Source organism: Vibrio superstes (genome assembly GCF_003569005.1).
Taxonomy (GTDB): Bacteria; Pseudomonadota; Gammaproteobacteria; order Enterobacterales; family Vibrionaceae; genus Vibrio; species Vibrio superstes.
In genome coordinates this window covers 2,855,954-2,879,364 of sequence record NZ_BCUR01000004.1, presented here as the reverse complement: position 1 = coordinate 2,879,364, position 23,411 = coordinate 2,855,954, and the positions used below count along the sequence as shown (strand labels likewise).

The window sequence follows — 23,411 nt, the reverse complement described above, 5'->3', positions numbered from 1 at the left end:
ACAGACAATATTTCCGTCCCACCGCGAGTTTTGATTTCTTCAAAACACAACAAGTTCTTATTGAAGTGAAATAATATGGCATTAACGACTTATGAATTAGCTCGTATAATGGAGCAGATGGAAGAGTCTCCTGAAAAAGTAATGTATGGCAAATTACTGAGGGAGCTAGGCAATCAAAGTGAAGAAAGAATTAGAAGTGCAGCAAAACAATTGCCCTTGCATACTTTAAAAGATATCGTTTATCAGTTTCAAAGAGTCATTGAATCTCGAAAGGGTGAGCAAGTTGATTTACTCGCTCAAGAACTCGTGAAAGACGGTATCTCTGTCGAAGACTTAAAAAAATACATGAATAAATAAGCTCCTATACAGGAGCTTATTGTCGTTATTATTGTTTGAATCGCTTCGCCAGAATATGATCGGCAGATAATATTCCTGCTCCCCAAATGAGGTTAATTAAGATCATTAACCCCCAAAGTTGATGATCATAAAATCCTTTTTCCCACAGAACGGGATAAGACACCACGGCCATGATGTTGAATATGAATAATATCGCTGCAAATGGTCGGGTAAGTAAGCCTAGCGCGATAAAAATAGGAACGATAAGTTCAGTTGCGGTTCCTACATAAGCCGCGATTTCCCAAGGAAGAATAGGCACCTGATATTCGTATTCGAATAAAAATAGGGTACTGTCCCAGGTTCCTATCTTCACCAGTCCTGCATTGAAGAAAACCCAAGCAACCCAAAGTCGACAGAAAAGTAAAAGGGCGGGTATTGCCAGGCCTTGAAGGTTCTCAACGATCCCTTCGTAAGCTCGATATTTAGATTGGATTGTACTGTTCATATCAACTCCTTAGCTGTGCAAAGCCGGCGATCAGTCTTCGATCTACCAATGACGGTATAGAAGGAAGTAGCTGTTCGTTGATTTGTGATAACGGTTGCTTGCTTTCGATTGCTCTCAACAACAAAAAGTCATTGTGTTCGAGTTGATGGAAATGAAGGTGTCCATCGGGGGTTGCTTGAACGTAACCATATTGAGATTGTTTGAGTTGCAACTCTTCGAAAACGTTTCGGTCTATGGCCTCGATCAGGTCGAATACCGAGTAATTTGATTCAAAGCTGCGGACGCTGGCTTTAGAAACTAAGCCTATATTTTGTTGCTGTTGGTCGCTCAACTGGCTCAGCGCTGCAAGAGGTTGGTGCTCATTCTCTATCGCGTTGTGAAGAGTAAGTTTAAGTTTATCAGCTAAGGCTTCAAACCTAGCGACCTCCGTGATGTAAGGGGCTGCCTCAATGACTTTAGGAAATGTCGATATGGTTTGTGCAAGCCCTTGCCCATAATTGGATACGTTGCCGCTTGATGAGGGGGTACTCAGTATGTGCGATCGTGCTATCTGTTCAAAACACTCTTCACCCACCAAAGCTAATGTGTAGGGGTACATGACCTTCAGGACATCAGTCAAACTATGCACCACATTGTTTCGATAGATTTGAATGCGCTGCTCATCAGTGAAGTGGTCGCTATGAATGTGGCAGTCAGACACATCTCCTTGATAGAGTAAGGAGCGAGCAAAGTTACTTTGTAGTTGAGACAGGCTGATCATGAGGCTTCCCTCATATCAGTAAACCTTTTTGCAATCACAGACGCTTTTTCGGCCTCGCCTAATAGTACCTCTGGTGAGGGTATATCCATATCCCACTCTATAAGGGTGGCAGTGTTTGGGTTTGATTGACTCCATACACGATATAACTCCCACACTTCATCACACACATTGGTACTGTGTGTATCAATCCATATCTTTGAGTGTTGTATTTCTTTGACGGTAAACCCTGCAAGATGAATCTCTTGAACCGCACGTTGGTCGATGGCATTCAGGTAATGAAGCGCATCAAAGCCATGGTTTAATGAAGAAACATAGATGTTATTTAGGTCGAGTAGCAGTTGGCATCCAGAACGTTGTTGTACTTCGTTTAGAAAGTCCCACTCTGAAATAGTGGAGTGATTGAAGCGCAGATAACTGCTTGGGTTTTCAATTAACAATGGGCGCTTGATGGCATCTTGTACCTGAACAACATTTCGAACAAAAACCTCAAGAGCTTCTTCTGTATAAGGAAGAGGGAGCAGGTCATTAAAATGCACACCGCCATTTTCACTCCAGCTTAGGTGGTCGGAGACTAGCGATGGTTCGATCTCGTCAATTAAATGAATCAAAGACTGCAGGTGAGATTTATCTATTTCTCCTACGGAACCAAGGGAGAGTCCTACGCCGTGGCAAGATATTTGATGCTGCTGGCGAATGTTTCTAAGCTGCTGCCGTGCGGGGGAGTTGATTTCGAAGTAATTCTCACTATGCACCTCTAACCAAGACACATGGCCAGGGTTATGTTCAAAGAAGTTGAGATGAGGATGACGCAAACCCACCCCAATACTGTTATGAATCCCTGTATAGTGCATCGTTGTACTCTCCGAAAATTTGCGAAAAAGAGGGGCTCGTTTGATAGGTGTGCCCCAGACATTAAATCTAATTCGTAGCTAGATTACGAAGATGATGTACTGCCACCGGCTAGCTTGTCACAAAGCCCTTTAGGCACTACGACGAAGGCGTCTTTCTGATGATCTTCTTTTGATGTGCCGGCACACGAACTTGTTTTCGTTGCACAGTCATTTTTACCAGCCTTTGATACGCCGTAGCATTTCTCTTTCTCAGCTGCGACTGCATGTGTTGCAGTCAGCATGGTGCCACCTAGAGCTAATAAACCAGTAACTGCCGCTGTAACTGCAAGATTAGACTTTTTCATAATTTCATCCTCGATATGATTCTAAGTTGTCTGAGCAATCGCGGGTTAATGTTAATGGTTTGTTGCGAATGCCTGTTAAATAGGACGGGTTGGATCACGAAAATCTTTCAAAAAAATACTATAAAATAAGAGTTTCAATATAGGTCATTGAAAATAAAGAATAAATAATTTCGATTTTTCTACGGAAAAAGGGCAAAAACACAGGTTAGAGATCGTATCTGTAACCCTGTATACTGAGCTTTAATGTATAAATAAACAGTAATTGATTGGAAAGGTACGATGGACGCATCATTATTACTCGACGGGCTCAATGATAAACAGCGAGAAGCCGTTGCAGCCCCATTGGGCAACCTATTGATCCTAGCGGGCGCGGGTAGTGGTAAGACCCGAGTATTGGTTCATCGTATTGCCTGGCTGATGTCTGTAGAGCAAGCATCGCCATTTTCGGTCATGTCGGTAACCTTTACCAATAAAGCCGCCGCTGAAATGCGTGGTCGTATTGAAGAATTGATGCAAGGCACTGCTTCTGGGATGTGGAATGGGACCTTCCATGGAATCTGTCATCGCATCCTTCGCGCTCACTACCTTGACGCTAAGTTACCAGAAGACTTTCAGATTATTGATTCTGATGATCAGCAGCGCTTACTGCGACGTTTAATCAAGGCGCAGAATCTAGATGAAAAGCAATGGCCAGCAAAGCAAGCAGCTTGGTGGATCAATGGCAAAAAAGATGAAGGGCTACGACCTCAACATATCGATAGCTATCACGATCCAGTGACTAAGACCTGGTTACGTATCTATTCGGTCTACCAAGAAGCGTGTGACCGAGCGGGTTTAGTTGATTTTGCTGAAATTTTGCTGCGTTGTCATGAGCTTCTGCGTGATAAGCAACATATTCGTGAACACTATCAGGCTCGTTTTAAACATATCTTGGTGGATGAGTTCCAAGATACCAACAACATTCAGTATGCTTGGTTGCGTATGATGGCGAGCCCCGAGTGTAACGTCATGATTGTCGGCGATGATGACCAATCTATTTATGGTTGGCGTGGCGCTAAAATAGAAAACATTCAACGCTTCCTGAATGAGTTTAAGCAAGCATCAACCGTGCGCCTTGAACAGAATTACCGTTCTACTAAGAACATACTTACCGCTGCTAACCATCTGATTGCCAACAACGTTGAGCGTATGGGTAAGGAGTTGTGGACGGATGGTAGTGATGGTGAGCTAATCTCTGTGTATTCAGCCTACAATGAGCTCGATGAGGCTCGCTTCGCGGTCAATAAGATCAAAGAGTGGCAGGATACAGGCGGTGTACTGAAAGACTCTGCAATCCTGTATCGAAATAATGCTCAGTCGCGTGTGATCGAGGAAGCCTTGATTCAAGCAGGGCTGCCTTACCGAATTTACGGTGGAATGCGATTCTTCGAGCGTCAAGAAATCAGAGATGCATTGGGCTATTTGCGCTTAATGTCGAACCGAAATGATGACGCTGCCTTTGAAAGGGTGGTGAACACTCCGACTCGTGGTCTAGGCGAAAAGACTTTAGAAACCATTCGTTTTGCCGCTCGAGATCGTGGCACAACATTATGGCAAGCCAGTAATCAGCTTCTTGAAGAAAAGGTCTTTGCGGGTCGAGCCGCTGGTGCTCTAGGGCGCTTCGTCGAATTAATTAATGCCCTTGAAGACGATACCGCTTCAATGGAAATGCATAAGCAAACTGACCATGCCATCAAAGCCTCTGGCTTGTTTACTATGTATCAGCAGGAGAAGGGTGAAAAGGCTCAGGCTCGCATAGAAAACCTTGAGGAACTGGTCACGGCCACGCGTCAATTTGAAAAGCCTGAAGAGGCGGATGAGATGAGTGACCTTACCGCTTTCCTTACCCATGCTGCACTTGAAGCAGGCGAAGGTCAGGCTGATGAATTTGATGATGCGGTACAGTTAATGACCCTACACAGTGCCAAGGGTCTAGAGTTTCCTTTGGTCTTCATGGTCGGCGTAGAAGAGGGGATGTTCCCGAGTCAAATGTCATCAGAGGAAGCGGGTCGACTCGAAGAAGAGCGCAGACTTGCTTATGTGGGAATGACTCGAGCGATGCAGAAGTTATATCTCACCTATGCTGAGATGCGTCGTTTGTATGGCCAAGATAAGTACCACAAGCCATCTCGCTTTATTAAAGAGTTGCCAGAAGCGTGCGTTCAAGAAGTGCGTATGAAGGCGCAGGTGAGTCGACCAACCAATAGTGGACGGTTTAGCCAAACGGTTAAGAAAGAAAGCTTTAATGAGACTGGTTTTAGCTTGGGGCAGCGAGTGAGTCATCCAAAATTTGGAGAAGGTACCATCATTAACTTTGAAGGAAGTGGTGCGCAAAGCCGTGTTCAGGTTGCCTTTAACGGCGAAGGAATAAAGTGGCTGATTACCCAGTACGCCAAACTCGAGAGATTGTAATTTGAATGAGCCCCAGTGAATGCTGGGGCTTTTTACTTTTTAGGCCAAGTAAAAATCTTTTATGCCCTGCAAAAGGTTGTTCACTGCAACTGCAGCCAGAATCAATCCCATTACACGACTGATGATAGCGGCACCCACGTTGCCAATCCACTTCTGAATATGAGTCGCCCCTAGTAATAAGAATAGGGTGATGAGTAATACGACTAACATAACACCGGCAGTCATAGCCTGATCTATAAAGGCGTGCCTATGGTTATCGGTAAGCATTACGATGGCCATCATAGCGCCAGGAGAGGCGATTGAAGGAATAGCCAAAGGATAAACGGCCAGATCGGCAAGTTCCGATCGGTCGATCTCTTTCGACATCTTGCTTTCTTGTTCAGGTTTGCTTTCCCCAAAAATCATGGTCAATGCAAATAACAGTAGAACTAATCCACCGGCGGCTTGGAATGCGGGGAGAGGAATTTGCATTGCCTCTAATAGTACTTGTCCAGCAAGTAAAAAGAATAGAAGCACGCCAGTGGCAATCGCTACGGCTTTAATCGCAACTAATCGGCGTTGTTTCTTAGCTAAATGATGAGTTTGTGAAAGATATACCGGGACTGAGCCAACAGGATCGATGACCGCCCACAGGACGACAAATTGAGTAACTAGGATGCTGAGCAAGAAAGTTATCTCCTAAAGCAAGATTAAGGGAGGGGGCTTTCTTAGTATATCAGGTGTGGCATGTGGGTAGTTGAGATGAATGAGATATGTTACATAAAGAAAAACCCCGAGAGCTTGCGCTCTTCGGGGTTATAGTCTTACTCGCAGCAATCCGGCTACTAAGTGTGCTCCATGCATCAAATCCATGATAGTGTGCTGTTATCCTTCAGCGTATTCCTTTTCTCGCCATCCTAGCGGTGTCCATATGACCTTATCCTGGTCTGCCAACAATCCTCGTTAGCGCACGTCACTTATTCCTTGAGCGGTGTCCTTCACATCGTCCTGATGTTTAGTCCTTGCCTCATCCAGAGGTGTCCATTGTCTTTCCATAGTAGTAACCATCCTAGTTACTATTGCGTCCATTCAATGTCCAATTTGCTTTCCATGCCGACTATTCATCCTGAATAACCGAATCTTCATCCTGAAGAACACCTAATCCTTGGTGATTTCCTTTTCCGTGTCAGCTTCCTTCCGACCCTTGTTATATTATGCTTTTCTCATTTTTGCTCAATGGGGTGTGAGTAAAAAGATTTTAATCGTAACAACAACTCATAACGAAAGTGCATAAAAAACAAATGCTTAGCTTGTTTCTGTCTTGTTTTCGGCAGATTTTAACTTCGATCACGCACATCTTTGTGAGAGATCTCTTACAAATTTCGGGCGGATGTCGTTATTGTCTTACCATTTGATTTTCTCCAATAGCGACACCTTCTCGTCTTGGATCAGCCGCACCGGTCAAGTTTTGCTCAATCTTAATGATGTGTAGGCCTGAATTAAGAGGCTTCACTTTGGTTTTGTAACCCCATTTTTTAAACTGTTGCTCATACTGCTGAGCGTTAGTGTCTTGCTCAAATTCAACCGTGCCAAATCGATTAGAGATGTGGGGCAAATGAACCACATCTTCTAGAGGTAACTGCCAAGTTAAATGTGCGATGAGCGCTTGTGCGACATACCCAATGATGTAGCTACCGCCAGGTGAACCAATGGATAGATAAGGAGAGCCATTTTTTAGGACTATTGTTGGTGACATGGAAGAACGCGGTCTTTTTCCTGGCGCAATGTGATTAGCGATGATCTGGCCATCTTGATGATGCCTAAAGGAAAAATCTGTCATCTGGTTGTTGAGTAAGAACCCTCTGACCATGATTCGCGAACCAAAAACGTTTTCTACACTACTGGTTAAACTGACTACATTTCCTTGAGCATCGACAATATTAAAGTGAGTTGTAGAGGGAAGCTCTATGGATTGGTCATTGGCATAGTTAAGGGCGATCTCCCAAGGAGGAGACCCTGCACTGACTGATTTTAGAGGGGCTTTGAGATCTATCATTTTTGCGCGCTGTTTAAGGTAATCCTCATTGATGAGCCCTTGAGAGGGTACAGACACAAAATCACTATCGGCTAAGTACTTAGCTCTATCTGCAAAAGCCAGCTGGGTGGCATCACCTATGACTTTGTAGCTTTTTGCGCTGGCTGATCCCCACTCATGCAGTGGGAATTGTTGGGAGAGTTTGAGTATTTGGCCGACGGCAATCCCTCCCGAGCTAGGAGGGCCCATTCCACAAACATCGTATTCTAGATAGTCCACACAGATTGGAGTACGCTCTATGACTTCATATCTGGCAAGGTCTTGCTGTGCTAGCACCCCTGCATATTTGGGGTGATTGGTGACCGCTGCGACAATGTCATTGGCGATATCGCCTTGGTAGAAAGCATTTTCACCATAGGTGGCCAAAAGCTTTAGCGTATCGGCATACTCCTGATTAATCATTACTTCCCCAGCTTGTTTAGCGCTGCCATCTGAATTGAGGAAGTAGGCCTTGCTGTTGGCATCAATGGAGAGATGTTGTTTATCTCGTTCAATCAAGCTGGCTAATCGAGGACTAATGGTAAACCCTTGCTCCGCCAATGCTATTACGGGTTCAATCAGCCTTGGCCATTTGACGCTGCCATGCTTTTGGTGCATTTCCCACAATAGCTTTATCGCACCCGGTGTGCCCACTGACAGACCACTTACGACCGCGTCGTAGAATTTTAATGGTTGGCCATCCTCGTCAATGAAGTGCTCAGGCTTTACGGCTAGAGGGGCGGTCTCACGAGCATCGAAAGTAGTAAGGCTTTTTTTCTGACCATCCCAGTATACGAGGAAAGCGCCACCACCAATTCCCGATGATTGGGGTTCAACTAATCCCAGCACTAATTGTGTTACTACCATGGCATCAATCGCATTACCGCCATCGTTGAGCACTTGGGCTGCATATTGGCTAGCGATGGGGTTTGCAGCTGTAACCATCCACTCTTTGCTTTGCTGAGCTTTCTTGGATTCCCAACCGGTAGGAGTTTCAGGAGCGACCGCATCGCTGGCTTGATTGGCGATGACAGTTGAAGGTGCCATGCAGGCTAGAGTGAGTAGGGATAGTGTTCGAAGAATCATTAGGTTGCCACGCTGCTACAGTAAAGTACTGAAAGCGTGGCATTTAATCATGATTTTTCAAATGAAAACGAACACTTTGAGAGAGAAGTTATAAGAGTTGAGTGATCGCTTGCCAAAGAATGGCTGTACCCAGGACGGAAAACAGCAAACTACAAATGATATCGATATAGATGGCAACACGGGCTAGCATTTGCTGCAGTCTTTTTGTCGATAAAGCCCAAGCCAATAGCGTGAACCAAAACAGCGATAGGCTCCAAAGAATGACTAATGCCCCGATTTTGCCTTCTACAGACATGCTTGCTGGAACCAATGTCGACATCAAACTGACGAAGAAAACTAAGGCTTTAGGGTTCAATAGGTTGGTGGTCAACCCTCGAGTGAAGGCTTGCTTCTTGCTATTGAGGGTAAAATCCTTACCTGGTTTTTGGTCTACCGAGGGCTTCCGAATACTTAGGATTATCGATTTCATACCCGTTAATCCTAGGTAAGCCAGGTAGCTGCCACCCATAAGCTGAAGCACAAGAAACAGCGTTGGGTGTGAGTGAACGAGGTAGCTGATTCCTGTGAGGCTGAGGATTGAGTGAATAAGAATGCCAATAGAAAGACCAAACGCAATAGCGATGCCGGTTTGTCTTCCGTAGCGTGTTGAATTCTGCACCACCAAAGCAAAATCGGGACCTGGGCTCATTAAGGCAATAAAATGTACGCTAGCCAGAGTCAGTAACACATTAACTTCGTTCACTTTCTATTGCTCCTAGCGTTTTTGATTCCATCGAAGCTAAACACAACCAGTGCTGCCCAAATGAATAAGAACGTCACAGCTTTATTGATACTAAAGTGTTCACCGTAGACGGTGATCGCCAAGATGAACATTAGGCTCGGACCTATGTATTGGAAGAAGCCTAAAGTCGACAGTTTGATGCGAGTCGCAGCGCCGGTAAAGCAAAGTAGTGGTGCGGTGGTTATCGCTCCTGCGAGTAAAAGTAGTGTGTTTAAATCCCAGCTGTTACTAAACATGTTGGAGGTATCACTATTAGTAAAGAAGGCCCAATAAATGACAGCCAGTGGCAATAAGAGCAGGGTTTCAACGAACAGACCAGTCTGAGCATCAAGGTTTACTTTTTTCCTTAGCAACCCATAGCCACCAAAGCTACACGCCAATGCAAACGAAATGTAAGGTATAGAGCCAAAGGCAATCAGCTCAATAACAACGCCGCAGAATGCCAGCGCAACAGCTATCCATTGTACCGGTCTTAATCGTTCGCTCAGAAACACCATCCCAAGCATGACATTGATGATTGGATTTATGTAATAACCAAGACTTGCCTCTAGCATATGATTGCTGTTGACGGCCCAGATAAAAATAAGCCAGTTCACTCCGATTAAAACAGAGGAGGTGATTAAATAAACGAGCTTGGTTTTACTTTTTAATATTTCTTGAAAGGAACGCCACCCTTGTCCAAAGTGAATCAGGCCAGCCAGTAAAAAGAAGGACCAAATAATTCGATGCATCAGTATTTCAATGGCAGGAACCGAAGATAACGCTTTGAAATATATAGGTGCAATTCCCCACATGGTGTATGCCATTATGGCGAAGATGACACCTTGTCGAGTGCGTTGTTGAGCTAGGTTATCCATAGATTCTCAAGATACTGATCGGAAAACAGCAGAGTATAGAGAGCGTGCTCTCTAAGAGCCAGCAAAATGCGGTTTGCATCCTAGATCATCCCCTTTACAATGTAGCGCAGACTCATCGCCCACTACTCACAGGTAATACATCCTACATGTCCACCCATTTGTCTATGATTGAGGAATCCGATACTCAAATAACACCGCAGCGCGTGCTGGAGGATGTGTTTGGCTATCAGGAATTTCGAGACGGCCAACAACAGGTGGTGGATGCAGCACTCTCTGGAAAGGACTCTCTGGTTATCATGCCTACCGGTGGTGGTAAGTCTATGTGTTACCAAGTGCCTATGTTGGTGGCCTCTGGGATGGGTTTGGTGATATCACCGCTTATCTCATTGATGAAGGATCAAGTTGACCAATTGAAAGCCAATGGTGTGGCTGCCGAGTGTATCAACTCTAGCATGACTCGTGAGGAGTTATTGTCGGTGTATAACCGCATGCATCAAGGCAAGATAAAGTTGATCTATGTATCGCCAGAACGTGTGCTCATGCATGAGTTTATGGAGCGTTTACAGCACTTAGAGATTAACCTTATCGCCATTGATGAAGCGCACTGTATCTCTCAGTGGGGGCATGACTTTAGGCCTGAGTACGCCTCTTTGGGGCAGTTGAAGCAGAAATTTAGCCATGTACCCTTTATGGCATTGACCGCTACTGCAGACGATACGACACGACTTGATATTAACGGCCGGCTGCAACTCGATGACCCTCTTTGTTATCTAGGTAGCTTTGATAGACCTAATATTCGCTATACCTTGGTGGAAAAAGCCAAGCCAGTCGCTCAAGTGATTCGCTATCTTGCGACGCAAAAAGGTCAGTGCGGCATCATTTATTGTGGCAGTCGCAAAAAAGTCGAAATGGTGACGGAAAAACTGTGCAATAACGGCATTCGAGCCATGGGCTATCATGCGGGAATGGATCCTGATGAACGCGGCTACGTGCAAGAAGCGTTTCAAAAAGATGATATTCAGATCGTTGTCGCCACCGTAGCCTTTGGTATGGGAATCAATAAACCGAATGTGCGCTTTGTTGTGCACTTTGATATTCCAAGAAACATTGAGTCCTACTATCAGGAAACCGGTCGAGCAGGGCGAGATGGCTTGCCCGCTGAAGCGATGACCTTGTATGACCCATCCGACATCAACTGGTTGCGACGCATGCTTGATGAAAAAGAGGATGAACAGCAGAAAAAAGTCGAGATGCACAAGCTAAACGCAATGAGTGCCTTTGCTGAAGCACAAACCTGCCGTCGACAAGTCCTGCTGCATTATTTTGGTGAGTATCGAGAGAAAGCGTGTGGCAACTGCGATATCTGTATCGACCCACCGAAGACCTTTGATGGTACTGAGGCTGCACGCAAGGCGCTCTCTTGTGTGTATCGTGTCAATCAATCCTTTGGTATGGGGTATGTGACAGAAGTGCTTCGCGGTATGCAGAACATTCGTATTCGCGAGAACAGTCATGACAAGCTATCAACCTATGGCATAGGTCGCGATAATAGCCATGACTACTGGGTGAGCGTTATGCGTCAACTGGTGCATAAGGGTATGCTGACTCAAAACATTGCACGAAATTCAACGTTGCAGCTGACAGAAGAAGCCAGGCCGTTATTACGCGGCGATATGGAATTAGAACTTGCTGTGCCAAGGTTGGATCTCACGGTTTCCGCCAAATCCGACAAGACCCCAACCAAACACTACGATAAGAAGCTGTTTGCAAAATTACGTAATCTCCGTAAGCGCGTTGCTGATGAGGAAGGCTTGCCTCCTTATGTGGTGTTTAACGATGCTACCTTGATTGATATGGCTGATATCCTGCCCACCTCGTATGGTGAAATGCTTGCCGTAAATGGAGTGGGGCAACGCAAACTCGACAAATATGCTGACGCCTTTCTCGATCTAATTCAGGAGCACATTACTAGTGTCTAGTTTTACTCTTCGTCATTTTGACTCACAAAAAGGCCGCCTTTCCTTGGTCACGCCATCGTTTGACCACGATGACTTTCCTTCAGTTGGACAGCAATTTATCGACCTTATCAGTGCCACAGTATTGGAAAAGCAGCAAGATGCTGACCTTCACTCTTGGTTGATTGACTTCGAAGGTTGTCAGTTAATGTTGCGCGCGGAACATTATAGTGAGTCCATGTGGTTGGAAGCGCTATCTGCTGGCCAATCGGAAGAAGAATTGCAATACCTCGCTGGATTGGTTGCAAAGGGTATTTAATTAGAAAGGTTTCACATGAAACCATAGTGCTGTTCATGTATTGCACAATCTGCATCGTTATGTATAATTCCGAGCCCGCCATTTTGGTGGGCTTTAAATTTTGAGATGAAGCGACTTGCTTCGAATGGGTTCCCTCGCCCCCATCTACTAAAAAGGTACAATATGAACCGTTTTAATCCATCGCAACTGCGTAAAGCGCTTTTCTTTTTAGCGTCATTCCACCTGATCATCATTGCCTCGAGCAACTATCTTGTTCAACTGCCATTTACTGTTTTTGGTTTTCACACCACTTGGGGCGCATTTACGTTTCCATTTATCTTTTTGGCAACAGACCTGACCGTTCGCATATTTGGTGCTGCACTTGCACGTAGAATTATCTTCTTGGTAATGCTGCCTTCGCTAGTGGTGTCTTATTTGCTCTCGGTAGTATTCTTTGAAGGGCAGTTCCAAGGCTTTGCCCCGCTTGGAGAGTTCAACCTGTTCGTGGCCAGAATCGCCATTGCTTCATTCATGGCTTACCTATTAGGCCAGATCTTGGACGTGCATGTGTTTAATCGCCTGCGTCAAATGAAGCAATGGTGGATTGCTCCAACGTGCTCCACTTTATTTGGTAATGCATTAGATACCTTGGCTTTCTTTAGCATCGCTTTCTATAACAGCCCTGATGCGTTTATGGCGCAGCACTGGCAAGAGATAGCGTTAGTGGACTATGTGTTTAAACTTGTGATTAGCCTAGGCTTGTTTGTTCCTATGTACGGTGTCTTGCTCAATTACTTGATTCGAAAATTGACTACCGAATCAGACCAAAGAATCGCTGCACAGGCGTAGATAACTGCAAAAAAATAGCTCCCTAGGGAGCTATTTTTTTTGAGTATTAACACTGGGTACAGAACTGCGTCCACAGGCGGTAGGCTTCTTGGTCGGCTAATTGCTTATCTTTTAGTTTGCTAAAGAGCAATACAGCAATAGAAGCAACCACGTGGTTAGCCATCTGAACCTTGTCGGCCTCTATCGTGCTAAGAGGGCATTGCTTTGGCGTGACGATTTGTTCGTTGTACATCTCTTTCCAGTAGTGAGAATGTAAGCCCTTACTATCACTTGTCCAAATTGTCTGGCTGACCTTTGGGTTGTACTCAGATTCACCGGACACTCCTTTAAAGGAGGCAATAGAGCAGTTCGAATGACCGATATTTGTTTCGATCTCCGCATGCAATTCCTGAAAGCCTGGGTGGAAACTGCCTCTGACGCCATACTTTGCGCTACCAGGGTTTAATCCTCTCACTACAGTATTTATCGGAGTTCTCAAGCCGTAGCGTTTCTTCCAATCAAGCATCTTCTCTGCGATAGGAGCAAAGTGGGATAGAGGTAAGTAAGCGATGTTTGAAGATTGCAGTAGTGAAGTAGCATGCGCAATATCGCGAGCCGTTTCGATATTCAATGGCTGCAAATAGTGTTGGCTATGCACACGGTCTGATCCTGCATCAAGATGGCCATGGATTAGCACCTTGTAACCCTCGTCTGCGAGAATAGAGGCTGCGATCAGATTCCAGGGCAGGGATTGTTGATTGCCATTGATATCTTGTTTGTTTTTCTTTCCTGCATAACAAGGCCAATCAATATCGACTTCGATTTTTGGCAATCGCTGGTGGAAGGCCTTAGTAAAGCCGGCAATCTCTGCTGCTGTCTCATTGTTGACTCGAATGAGCATCATCAACATCGCCATTTGATCATCGTCGATCTGGCCGTCAAGATATTGATCCATCACTGTAAAGGCTTGATCAAATGAGAGAGGTTTACGACCACGCTCTCCTCGGCCAACACAGCGGATGCACTCCAATATAATGCTCATTTCTCAAGCTCTCCTTGCTTTGATTTTTTTCAAAATGTTTGTCTGTAAAAAAGCCCAGTTGAATAAACTGGGCTAATTAAATTATATCTGCTTGATTTGCAAAGGCCAGTTTTGGTCGGACTGCCGATTGGCTTCAATCTCTAGTTCAGCAACGGTCAATGGGTTGGCGTTACACCAGTTTGCATCAATGGATAAACAAAGCTGTTTACCTTTCGCTTGCAGTTCCACAGAAGGCTGCAGGTTCACATTGCGCCTATGGGTAAGTAGCACTGACAAGCGTAGAATTCTTAAAATATTTTCTGCACTTTGTTTACTGACGGCCTGCTGTTCAGGTAAAGACGACAAAGCATCCTTGTAGCGTAGCGTAACATCCGCAAGTAGATTCTTCTGTGCTCGCGTATAACCGGGTAAATCAAGGTGTTGCAGTAGGTAGGCGTTATGTTGACCCGCCTTTTTAAAATCGATAGTCAGCCCAATTTCATGTACCTGAGCAGCGGCTTGTAGCAATTCTATTGCGACCGGCTCAGGCAGGAACTCACTACCACATTGATTGATTAGCTTGCTAGCGGTCTGGGCAACCTGCTGTGCATAGTCTTGATCGAGCTGAAAACGCTGCTGAACACTGGTTAAGGTTCGCTGACGGATGTCTTCTTGATGCAGTTCAGTGATCATTTCATAGACCATGCCTTCACGAAGCGCGCCGCCGGCAAGAGTCATTTGATCAATGTCTAGAAGCTCAAAGATGGCCAATAAAATAGATAGGCCACTTGGGAAGACAAGGGCTCGCTCAAGGGTGAGACCTTCAATCTCAAGCTCTTCTAAGGCATGAGCTCGCATGGCTTGTTTCTGCAGGCGCTTTAATTTGGAGTGAGTAATCACTTCGTCCATGCCTTGCGCTAGCATTATCTCTTGCAACGCTTGAACAGTTCCACTAGCCCCTACACACAAGTCCCAACCTAGCTCTGTGTATTCATTCAGAACAGGGCTTAGGGTTTGTTTGGCTGCCTCAATGGCGCGGTGGAAATTGTCAGCGGTGAGCTGTCGGTCGTTGAAGTGTTGCTCTAACCAAGTTACGCAGCCCATTTGCAGGCTGTTAAGTACCTTAGCATCAAAGCCTTCACCAATAATCAGTTCAGTACTGGCGCCACCAATATCAACAACGAGACGCTTACCTTTACCACCAGAGGTGTGAGCAACCCCTTTATAAATAGTGGCCGCTTCTTCATTCCCAGAGATAATCTGAATATCTTTACCCAGAATCTGATTGGCTTTACTCAAGAACTCATCAATATTGGTTGCGACACGCAGCGTGGCGGTTCCGACAATACGAATGTTTTGTTCTGGGATGTCTTGTAAGCGTTCAGCAAATAGAGACAAACAGTCCCATCCTCTTTGCATTGCTTCCTGACTTAACGCGTTGCTACTGTCTAAACCAGCAGCGAGGCGAACCTTGCGCTTAATCTTTGCCATAGTGCGAACGCTTCCGTATACGTGCTTTACAACAAGCATATGGAAGCTATTCGAGCCAAGGTCAATGGCGGCATAAAGAGGAGATGAGTCTGTCATAACCTAAATTAGCTGTTTCCTGATTATCTGTTATGTGGTCTAGATGGTCTGCTACGTCGCTGATTATTATTGCGACCTTGAGGTTTTCCACCACTTTGACGACGGTTGTTTGGTGAGCGTTGAAGACGAATAGGCTTCGGCAACTCTTGAATCAAAGCTTCAGGGTCATAGTCTGATGCTGGAATTGAGTGATCGATGTATTCTTCGATTGCAGGTAGGTTAACTGCATACTCTTCACATGCAAAACTGATTGAATGACCGCTTTCACCAGCACGTCCTGTACGGCCAATACGGTGAACATAATCTTCCGCGTCATCCGGTAGGTCGTAGTTAAATACGTGCGTAACCAATGGAATGTGTAGACCACGTGCAGCAACATCAGTCGCAACCAAGAAGTCTAATTCGCCAGTAGTAAATTGCTCTAGAATTCGTTCGCGTTTCTTCTGCGGAATGTCACCTGTTAAAAGACCTACACGGTGCTCATCAGCTGCTAGGTAGCCCCAGACTTGCTCACATTTGTATTTTGTATTGGCAAAAATGATCGCTTTTTCAGGCCAGTCTTGCTCAATCAAGGTCATAAGCAGAGCGATCTTATCTTCATTTGAAGGGTGGAACAGCTCTTCTTCGATACGGACGTTAGTGCGACGCTCTGGTTCTACTTCCACATGCTCAGGATTGTTCATGTGTTCAAACGCAAGTTCTTGCACTCGGTAAGAAAGGGTTGCAGAGAAAAGCATGTTAAGACGATCTTTTGGCTCTGGCATACGACGGAACAAAAAGCGAATGTCTTTAATGAAACCTAGGTCAAACATACGGTCAGCTTCGTCAAGAACAACAGCTTGGATATGATTAAGGTTAAAGGCTTTCTGCTTGAAGAAATCAATGATACGGCCAGTAGTACCGATCAAGATATCAACACCTTGTTGTAGCTCATTCAGCTGCTTGTCGTAGCTTTCACCACCATATGCAAGCGCAGCTTTAAGGCCTGTGCTTGCAATCAAAGCTTCAGCATCACGATGGATCTGAATAGCCAGCTCACGCGTTGGTGCCATAATAATGGCGCGCGGTTGGTTCACTGCTCGAGACTCATCGGCAGGGTTTTTAAGTAGGTAATCGAAAGTAGCGGTTAGAAAGGCTAATGTTTTACCAGTACCCGTCTGAGCTTGCCCCGCAATGTCTTGGCCAGTGAGCAGTACTGGCAGCGCTAACGCTTGAATCGGAGTACAATACTCAAATCCTTTTGCTTGCAATCCAGTGATAATATCTGGGTGCAAATCGAAGTCGGCGAATTTTTGCTCTGTGATGTGTGTCTTTTTCATGAGCATAGAATATCAGCTTACGCTTGCATTAAGAAAGGAAATCCATTCCAATAGGCAATCTAATTGCTGATAATCATCGAATCGGCAGCAGAAAATTGATTTGGAGCTAAAGATGAGCGATAAGATTTTGCAGCTTTCTGACGACGGTTTTGAAAGTGATGTAATAAAAGCTGCAGGCCCTGTGCTGGTAGATTTCTGGGCAGAATGGTGTGGTCCTTGTAAAATGATTGCCCCTATTTTGAATGAAATCTCAGAAGAGTACGCTGGTAAACTTACTATTGGTAAGCTAAATATCGATCACAACCCAGCAACGCCACCAAAATATGGCATTCGTGGTATCCCAACATTACTGTTGTTTAAAGACGGCAATGTAGCGGCAACCAAGGTAGGTGCGCTTTCAAAGACTCAGCTTAAAGAGTTCCTAGACGCAAATATCTAAAATGAGAAAAACAAATTAACCGTGTATTTTTTAATGCACGGTTTTGTTTTTTCTAGAAGCTAGACTAGGCTTGTTTTTAGTGCTAGTTTATTGCACGTAAATCATACAATTTTCCTTTTCTTGGTCGATCCTGAGACCAAATCTCTCTAACTAACACATACAGATCCTATTTTGACTACTAAATCTAATACAAAGACCACCACAAAATCGACCACTATGAACTTAACAGAGCTGAAGAACAGACCTGTCTCAGACTTAGTGAAACTTGGTGAGAGCCTTGGTCTTGAGAATCTTGCTAGATTGAGAAAGCAGGACATCATATTTTCTACGCTAAAAGCGCACGCGAAAAGCGGAGAGGATATCTTTGGTGACGGCGTCCTAGAGATTCTACAAGACGGATTTGGTTTTCTGCGCAGCTCAGACAGTTCATATCTAGCTGGCCCAGATGACATTTATGTATCTCCAAGTCAGATTCGTCGCTTTAACCTGCGTACAGGTGACAGCATTGCCGGTAAGATTCGTCCACCTAAAGATGGTGAGCGTTACTTTGCATTGCTTAAGGTTAATACCGTTAACCACGATAAGCCTGATAACGCACGTAATAAGATTCTGTTCGAAAACCTGACTCCACTGCACGCTAACGAGCGTATGGTAATGGAAGTAGGTAATGGTGCGACTGAAGATATTACAGCTCGTATCCTAGATTTGGCTTCACCGATCGGTAAAGGTCAACGTGGCTTAATCGTTGCTCCGCCAAAAGCGGGTAAGACAATGTTGCTACAAAACATCGCCCAAAGTATTGCCCGCAACCACCCAGAATGTGAGTTGATGGTATTGCTTATCGATGAGCGTCCAGAAGAAGTAACTGAGATGCAACGCCTGGTTCAGGGCGAGGTAATCGCTTCTACGTTTGATGAGCCGGCGTCTCGTCACGTGCAGGTTGCTGAAATGGTAATCGAGAAAGCGAAGCGTCTAGTTGAGCACAAGAAAGACGTTGTTATCCTTCTTGATTCAATCACTCGTCTAGCGCGTGCATACAACACGGTAATCCCATCTTCAGGCAAGGTTCTAACCGGTGGTGTGGATGCGAATGCACTTCACAGACCTAAGCGTTTCTTTGGTGCGGCTCGTAACGTAGAAGAAGGCGGTAGCTTAACTATTATAGCAACGGCTTTGGTAGATACGGGTTCTAAGATGGATGAAGTTATCTACGAAGAATTTAAGGGTACAGGTAACATGGAACTGCACCTAAACCGTAAGATTGCTGAGAAACGCGTCTTCCCTGCGATTGATTTCAACCGTTCAGGTACTCGTCGTGAAGAATTGCTAACTAAGCCAGATGAGCTGCAGAAAATGTGGATTCTTCGTAAGATCGTACACCCAATGGGTGAGACTGATGCGATGGAGTTCCTAATTGATAAGTTGGCAATGACCAAAACCAACAATGAGTTCTTCGACGCTATGCGACGTCAATAGCAGATTTCTTTCGAAATTTGTCATTAACTGAACTTATCGTAAGATACGCCACCTAACTAAGGTGGCGTTTTTTTAATTACGACAAAACTATGCCAGGACGGCATGGTACCACTAAACTGGTATACAGAGTTACAGGGAGTAAGTGTATGCAAAAAAGGTTATTGGCTGCGTTATTGCCTGCCATGCTAGGCTGCTCGTTTGCAGTGCAAGCCATCGAATTGAGCGTTGAAGAGAAGCAGAAAATGCTATCTGATACTCAATCTCAGGAGAGTGCGCAACGCATTGTGTCGCTCGCTTTATCCGAACAATCCGATCAAGCAAACTTCAATCTGCTTCGAATTAAGCAACCCCAACAAGAAGTAGTTAGATTTCTCGCCATTAAATCGATTTCTGAAAGTGCACCTCAATATACTTCGGATCTGGCTGTCTTTGTCGACGCCCAGCGCAAGGTAGTTCCTTCACTGACAATAGTGGAAGAAGGAAATGGTTTTCGCTTTGTTTCTTCAGCATTTTCCTATCAAATAATGGCACAGCGTCTGATTGATGGCTGGAAGCTAAACGACCAAGAGATTGAGTTGTACGTGGGAGTGGAAAACGAGCAACTTGATTTACGCTCTTGGCTAACGGAAAATCCAGACCAGGCTTCGCAAAGAGAAAAGCTACTTATTAATAACGTAGATAAGCTCTCGGATGAGGGATTAGTCTATCTAGTCGGTCAGATAACAGATAACAACGTCTTATCTTGGTTACCGAGTTCAGACCTTATGGTTGCAATGGCAACTGCATCCAATAATCCAGATCTCTACGATATTGTGTGGAAAATGAAAGCCGACAGCGCATTAAGTCGAGAGCTAGAACGACTAGGGCAAGATGGTAGTGACTTTTCAATACAGCAAATGATCGTGGCGAGCCAAAACCCCTCATTGAGTGAGCGTAGTCTGCAGTTACTAGCCAAATACGCGCCGACCTCGCAACCAGCAGAAGATTTTTTGGTCTCTAGGATGAGCAATCAAAGTGATGCACAGGTGATCACTGAAAGTTTCCAAGGCTATGGGTACAATAGTTGGTTCAATCAGTGGGCAAGTAAGTATCCAGAAATATTTAACCGTTAAATTTGTTAGCGGAAGGTGATGGGCTTTTTGCTATACTGCGCCCATCTTTTTAGGCTAAATGGATTGTTATGAGCTGCAAAGACTTGCGAGACTTCCTTGCCCTTCTGGAGAAAGAAGGACAATTAAAGCGCATCTCCCATCCGGTCGATCCCGACTACGAAATGACTGAAATCAGCGACCGAACCCTGCGTGCTGGTGGTCCTGCATTACTGTTTGAGAACCCTATTGGCTATGATGTGCCTGTCTTAACCAATCTATTTGGTACCTCCAAGCGAGTGGCTCTTGGTATGGGGCGTCAGCAAGTGAGTGATCTACGAGAGGTGGGTAAGCTACTGGCTTATCTTAAAGAGCCTGAGCCACCAAAGGGTTTTAAAGATGCTCTAGATAAACTACCCGTTTTTAAACAAGTCCTAAATATGCCGGCAAAACGCCTTCGTAAAGCGCCTTGCCAAGATATCGTCTGGCAAGGAGACGACGTCGATTTAGATAAGATCCCAGTAATGAGTTGTTGGCCCGAGGATGTCGCTCCATTATTAACCTGGGGATTAACGGTTACTCGTGGACCTAATCAGAAACGACAAAACCTTGGTATCTATCGCCAGCAAAAGCTAAGCAAGAATAAAGTCATCATGCGTTGGTTGGCTCATCGAGGTGGTGCTCTAGATCTTAGAGACTGGTCAGAAGCTAACCCTGGAAAGCCATTCCCTGTTTCAGTAGCCTTTGGCGCCGACCCTGCAACTATTCTAGGTGCGGTAACGCCAGTACCAGATTCGCTCTCCGAGTATGCCTTCGCAGGTTTGTTAAGGGGTAGCAAAACCGAAGTGGTTAAGTCAATCAGCAACGATCTAGATGTTCCAGCCAGTGCTGAGATTGTGTTAGAAGGTTATATCGACCCTAGCGAATTTGCTGATGAAGGCCCTTATGGTGACCACACCGGTTACTACAATGAAGTTGAAAGTCATAATGTGTTTACCATTACACACATTACGATGCGTAAAGACCCTATTTATCACAGTACCTACACGGGACGTCCGCCAGATGAACCTGCGGTATTAGGTGTCGCCCTTAATGAAGTCTTTGTCCCTATTCTACAAAAGCAATTTCCAGAGATAGAGGATTTTTACCTACCTCCAGAGGGCTGTTCTTATCGCATGGCGGTAGTGACCATGAAGAAGCAATATCCTGGTCATGCCAAGCGCGTGATGATGGGTGTGTGGTCCTTTTTACGTCAGTTCATGTACACCAAATATGTACTGGTATGCGATGAAAGTGTTGATGCTCGAGATTGGAAGCAAGTTATTGCGGCAATGACCGAGCACATGCAACCGAAACGCGACATAGTGATGATTGAAAACACACCAATAGATTCTCTTGATTTTGCTTCACCAGTTGCGGGCCTTGGCTCGAAGATGGGTCTAGACGCGACCATAAAATGGCCTGCAGAATTAGCCATGTCTAATGAGGAATCGTCTGCACCTTTACCTGCTCTGCAGCAAGAAAAAGCCGAGCAGCTATTTGACGCACTAAAACAGCAATTTCCATATATAAAGGATGGTTATTTACCGACTGAAGCGGGCTTTGGCGGGATGGCCATTCTCTCTATAGATAAGCAACAAGCTAACCAAGGGATCGAAGTCATTGATGCAGTGTTAGCCAAGTTCTCTCAACATACAGAGATGAAGTTTGTCATCGTCTGCGATCAAGACGTCAATGTTAGAGATTGGAATGATGTGATTTGGGCTATTACTACTCGTATGGATCCAGCTCGTGATAGTCAATTTATTGATGGGCCACACTCTCAATTAGGTATAGATGCTACCAACAAGTTGCAAGGTGAGGCGACGAGGGAGTGGGGTAGACCTATCCATAAGGATAAAGATCTCGTTGCTCGTATTGATAAGATATGGGAACAGCTCAACATCTTATGACATACAAGGTAGAGCTTTTGCCCAGTGGTGTATTATTTGAGATAGAGGAACAGCAAACCATATTAGACGCTGCTCTATCTCAGAACATCGCATTCCCTAACCGATGCCAAGTTGGAGCGTGCGGAATGTGTCTATGCCGATTAAAGACTGGTACAGTAGCGTATCAGTTAGAACCTATGCTAACAGAGAAAGAGCAAGCCCAAGGCTGGGTCTTTGCTTGCCAAGCGTTTGCAAACACAGATTTAGTACTTACTTTTGATGAGTAAGGATATAGAGGAAGATATGACCATTCGTTGCAAAGTAAAATCAATTAAGCCCTTAGCCAGCAATACATTCCGAGTATTGTTGCACCCTGAAACTCCTGTTGAGTTTGAAGCGGGGCAGTATTTGATGGTCGTAATGGGTGAGAAAGACAAGCGTCCTTTTTCAATCGCAAGCAGCCCTTGTCGACATGAGGGAGAGCTAGAGCTTCATATTGGTGCTGCTGAAGAAAATGCTTATGCTCTTGAGGTCGTTAACCGTATGCATGAAGCGCTAAGCAATGGTAGTGACATTGTTATCGATGCTCCTCATGGTGATGCGGCTCTTAAAGAAAGTGAACGCTCTATGTTGCTTATCGCTGGTGGAACGGGCTTTAGCTACGTGCGTTCTATTCTGGATCACTGTATCAGCCAAAATATCAATAACCCAATTTATTTGTATTGGGGTGCAAGAAGTAAATCACAGCTGTATGCGTTTGATGAACTGACTGCCATTGAAGAACAGCATGCAAATATCCACTTTGTTCCTGTAGTAGAGGATGATGAAGGCGTTTGGACTGGAAAAACCGGCAATGTGCTTCAGGCGGTGATGCAGGATTTTTCAGACCTCTCTGAATATGACGTCTATATAGCAGGTCGATTTGAAATGGCCGGTAGTGCAAGAGAGCAATTTATCTTTAATAAGAAAGCTAAGGTCGAACAAATCTATTCTGATGCGTTCGCATTTATCTAAAGCTATCAGAAATGCCTTTAAATCTAACAAAACAGCCCGCTTTTTAAGCGGGTTGTTTGTTTGTTGAGCGCAAAAAAAGAAACTGCAAAAAACTTATAGAAAAGGCTTGCCAATGTGACGAGCATCTCTATAATGCGCCCCACTGACACGGCAACAGCGGAAACGCTTCGCAGTGTTTCAGTAGGCTAACTAGCCGAACCCAATTGAGTTTAACTTCTCTTAGAAAATTAAATTCAAAAAGTGTTTGACACTGAGGTTCAAATCGCTAGAATGGCCGTCCGCTTTGAGAGACTCCTCACAAAAGGAATCGTCGATAAGCAACGCTCTTTAACAATTTAAACCTATCAATCTGTGTGGGCACTCGTTGATGATAATCGAAAAGATTTATCAATGAACTGAGTGACCAATACAATGATTTTTAATCATTGGCA

General features: G+C 44.8%; 22 protein-coding genes. 11 read left to right on the top strand and 11 right to left on the bottom strand.

Annotated features, from left to right (window positions below; genetic code table 11):
* The first annotated feature begins 75 nt into the window (after positions 1-75).
* Positions 76-357, top strand: a complete 282-nt coding sequence (gene tsrA / locus D5I41_RS21115) for an H-NS-like global regulator TsrA (RefSeq protein WP_119011473.1) — start codon at positions 76-78, stop codon at positions 355-357.
* 28 nt (positions 358-385) lie between these two features.
* Here tsrA and D5I41_RS21110 read toward each other — a convergent pair whose 3' ends face one another.
* From D5I41_RS21110 to D5I41_RS21095, 4 genes are all read right to left on the bottom strand, one after another.
* Complete coding sequence (locus tag D5I41_RS21110) at positions 386-841, bottom strand: DoxX family protein (protein WP_119011472.1); 456 nt, start codon at positions 839-841, stop codon at positions 386-388.
* 1 nt (position 842) lies between these two features.
* Positions 843-1,601: an HvfC/BufC N-terminal domain-containing protein gene (locus D5I41_RS21105; RefSeq protein WP_119011471.1), complete on the bottom strand. Its 759-nt coding sequence runs from the start codon at positions 1,599-1,601 to the stop codon at positions 843-845.
* Positions 1,598-2,452, bottom strand: coding sequence for an MNIO family bufferin maturase (bufB, locus tag D5I41_RS21100; RefSeq protein ID WP_119011470.1), 855 nt, complete (start codon positions 2,450-2,452; stop codon positions 1,598-1,600). Before bufB ends, D5I41_RS21105 begins: the two co-directional genes overlap by 4 nt.
* Positions 2,453-2,535: 83 nt before the next feature.
* Positions 2,536-2,796: a BufA1 family periplasmic bufferin-type metallophore gene (locus D5I41_RS21095; RefSeq protein WP_017027087.1), complete on the bottom strand. Its 261-nt coding sequence runs from the start codon at positions 2,794-2,796 to the stop codon at positions 2,536-2,538.
* Positions 2,797-3,075: 279 nt separating this feature from the next.
* Between D5I41_RS21095 and uvrD the strand changes: the two genes are divergently transcribed.
* Positions 3,076-5,247: a DNA helicase II gene (uvrD, locus tag D5I41_RS21090; RefSeq protein ID WP_119011469.1), complete on the top strand. Its 2,172-nt coding sequence runs from the start codon at positions 3,076-3,078 to the stop codon at positions 5,245-5,247.
* 39 nt (positions 5,248-5,286) lie between these two features.
* Here the strand turns inward: uvrD and D5I41_RS21085 are convergent, their stop codons facing one another.
* The 4 genes from D5I41_RS21085 to rarD all read right to left on the bottom strand — a co-directional run bounded on the left by D5I41_RS21085 (position 5,287) and on the right by rarD (position 10,024).
* Complete coding sequence (locus tag D5I41_RS21085) at positions 5,287-5,913, bottom strand: MarC family protein (RefSeq protein WP_119011468.1); 627 nt, start codon at positions 5,911-5,913, stop codon at positions 5,287-5,289.
* Between the two features lie 709 nt (positions 5,914-6,622).
* Positions 6,623-8,386, bottom strand: coding sequence for a gamma-glutamyltransferase (gene ggt, locus D5I41_RS21075; RefSeq protein ID WP_371860125.1), 1,764 nt, complete (start codon positions 8,384-8,386; stop codon positions 6,623-6,625).
* A gap of 88 nt (positions 8,387-8,474) precedes the next feature.
* The gene (locus D5I41_RS21070; RefSeq protein WP_119011466.1) at positions 8,475-9,128 is read right to left on the bottom strand and encodes a LysE family translocator; all 654 of its coding nucleotides are present in this window, start codon (positions 9,126-9,128) and stop codon (positions 8,475-8,477) included.
* Complete coding sequence (rarD, locus tag D5I41_RS21065) at positions 9,125-10,024, bottom strand: EamA family transporter RarD (protein WP_119011465.1); 900 nt, start codon at positions 10,022-10,024, stop codon at positions 9,125-9,127. The genes D5I41_RS21070 and rarD overlap by 4 nt, the downstream gene beginning before the upstream one ends.
* A 164-nt stretch (positions 10,025-10,188) precedes the next feature.
* Here rarD and recQ point away from each other — a divergent pair, with 164 nt between their 5' ends.
* From recQ to D5I41_RS21050, 3 genes are all read left to right on the top strand, one after another.
* Complete coding sequence (gene recQ / locus D5I41_RS21060; protein ID WP_119011464.1) at positions 10,189-12,003, top strand: ATP-dependent DNA helicase RecQ; 1,815 nt, start codon at positions 10,189-10,191, stop codon at positions 12,001-12,003.
* On the top strand, positions 11,996-12,298 hold the full coding sequence (locus D5I41_RS21055) for a DUF3630 family protein (protein ID WP_102321755.1): 303 nt from the start codon (positions 11,996-11,998) through the stop codon (positions 12,296-12,298). Before recQ ends, D5I41_RS21055 begins: the two co-directional genes overlap by 8 nt.
* Before the next feature lie 162 nt (positions 12,299-12,460).
* Positions 12,461-13,126 (top strand): 7-cyano-7-deazaguanine/7-aminomethyl-7-deazaguanine transporter, encoded by a 666-nt coding sequence (locus D5I41_RS21050; protein ID WP_065598969.1) that lies wholly within the window; start codon positions 12,461-12,463, stop codon positions 13,124-13,126.
* A 46-nt stretch (positions 13,127-13,172) separates the two neighbouring features.
* Here D5I41_RS21050 and D5I41_RS21045 read toward each other — a convergent pair whose 3' ends face one another.
* From D5I41_RS21045 to rhlB, 3 genes are all read right to left on the bottom strand, one after another.
* Positions 13,173-14,147, bottom strand: coding sequence for a glycosyl transferase family protein (locus D5I41_RS21045; RefSeq protein ID WP_119011463.1), 975 nt, complete (start codon positions 14,145-14,147; stop codon positions 13,173-13,175).
* Between the two features lie 81 nt (positions 14,148-14,228).
* Complete coding sequence (gene gppA, locus D5I41_RS21040; protein WP_119011462.1) at positions 14,229-15,713, bottom strand: guanosine-5'-triphosphate,3'-diphosphate diphosphatase; 1,485 nt, start codon at positions 15,711-15,713, stop codon at positions 14,229-14,231.
* 23 nt (positions 15,714-15,736) lie between these two features.
* The gene (gene rhlB / locus D5I41_RS21035; RefSeq protein WP_119011562.1) at positions 15,737-17,032 is read right to left on the bottom strand and encodes an ATP-dependent RNA helicase RhlB; all 1,296 of its coding nucleotides are present in this window, start codon (positions 17,030-17,032) and stop codon (positions 15,737-15,739) included.
* Positions 17,033-17,144: 112 nt separating this feature from the next.
* Here rhlB and trxA point away from each other — a divergent pair, with 112 nt between their 5' ends.
* The 6 genes from trxA (at position 17,145) to fre (ending at position 22,980) form a co-directional block, all read left to right on the top strand.
* Complete coding sequence (gene trxA, locus D5I41_RS21030; RefSeq protein ID WP_017027074.1) at positions 17,145-17,471, top strand: thioredoxin TrxA; 327 nt, start codon at positions 17,145-17,147, stop codon at positions 17,469-17,471.
* Positions 17,472-17,687: 216 nt separating this feature from the next.
* Positions 17,688-18,947, top strand: coding sequence for a transcription termination factor Rho (gene rho, locus D5I41_RS21025; protein WP_017027073.1), 1,260 nt, complete (start codon positions 17,688-17,690; stop codon positions 18,945-18,947).
* Positions 18,948-19,093: 146 nt separating this feature from the next.
* Positions 19,094-20,059, top strand: coding sequence for a hypothetical protein (locus D5I41_RS21020; protein ID WP_119011461.1), 966 nt, complete (start codon positions 19,094-19,096; stop codon positions 20,057-20,059).
* 68 nt (positions 20,060-20,127) lie between these two features.
* Positions 20,128-21,987, top strand: coding sequence for a 4-hydroxy-3-polyprenylbenzoate decarboxylase (gene ubiD / locus D5I41_RS21015; RefSeq protein ID WP_119011460.1), 1,860 nt, complete (start codon positions 20,128-20,130; stop codon positions 21,985-21,987).
* The gene (locus D5I41_RS21010) at positions 21,984-22,253 is read left to right on the top strand and encodes a 2Fe-2S iron-sulfur cluster-binding protein (protein ID WP_119011459.1); all 270 of its coding nucleotides are present in this window, start codon (positions 21,984-21,986) and stop codon (positions 22,251-22,253) included. Before ubiD ends, D5I41_RS21010 begins: the two co-directional genes overlap by 4 nt.
* 16 nt (positions 22,254-22,269) lie before the next feature.
* Positions 22,270-22,980, top strand: coding sequence for an NAD(P)H-flavin reductase (gene fre, locus D5I41_RS21005; protein ID WP_119011458.1), 711 nt, complete (start codon positions 22,270-22,272; stop codon positions 22,978-22,980).
* Positions 22,981-23,411: the final 431 nt, after the last annotated feature.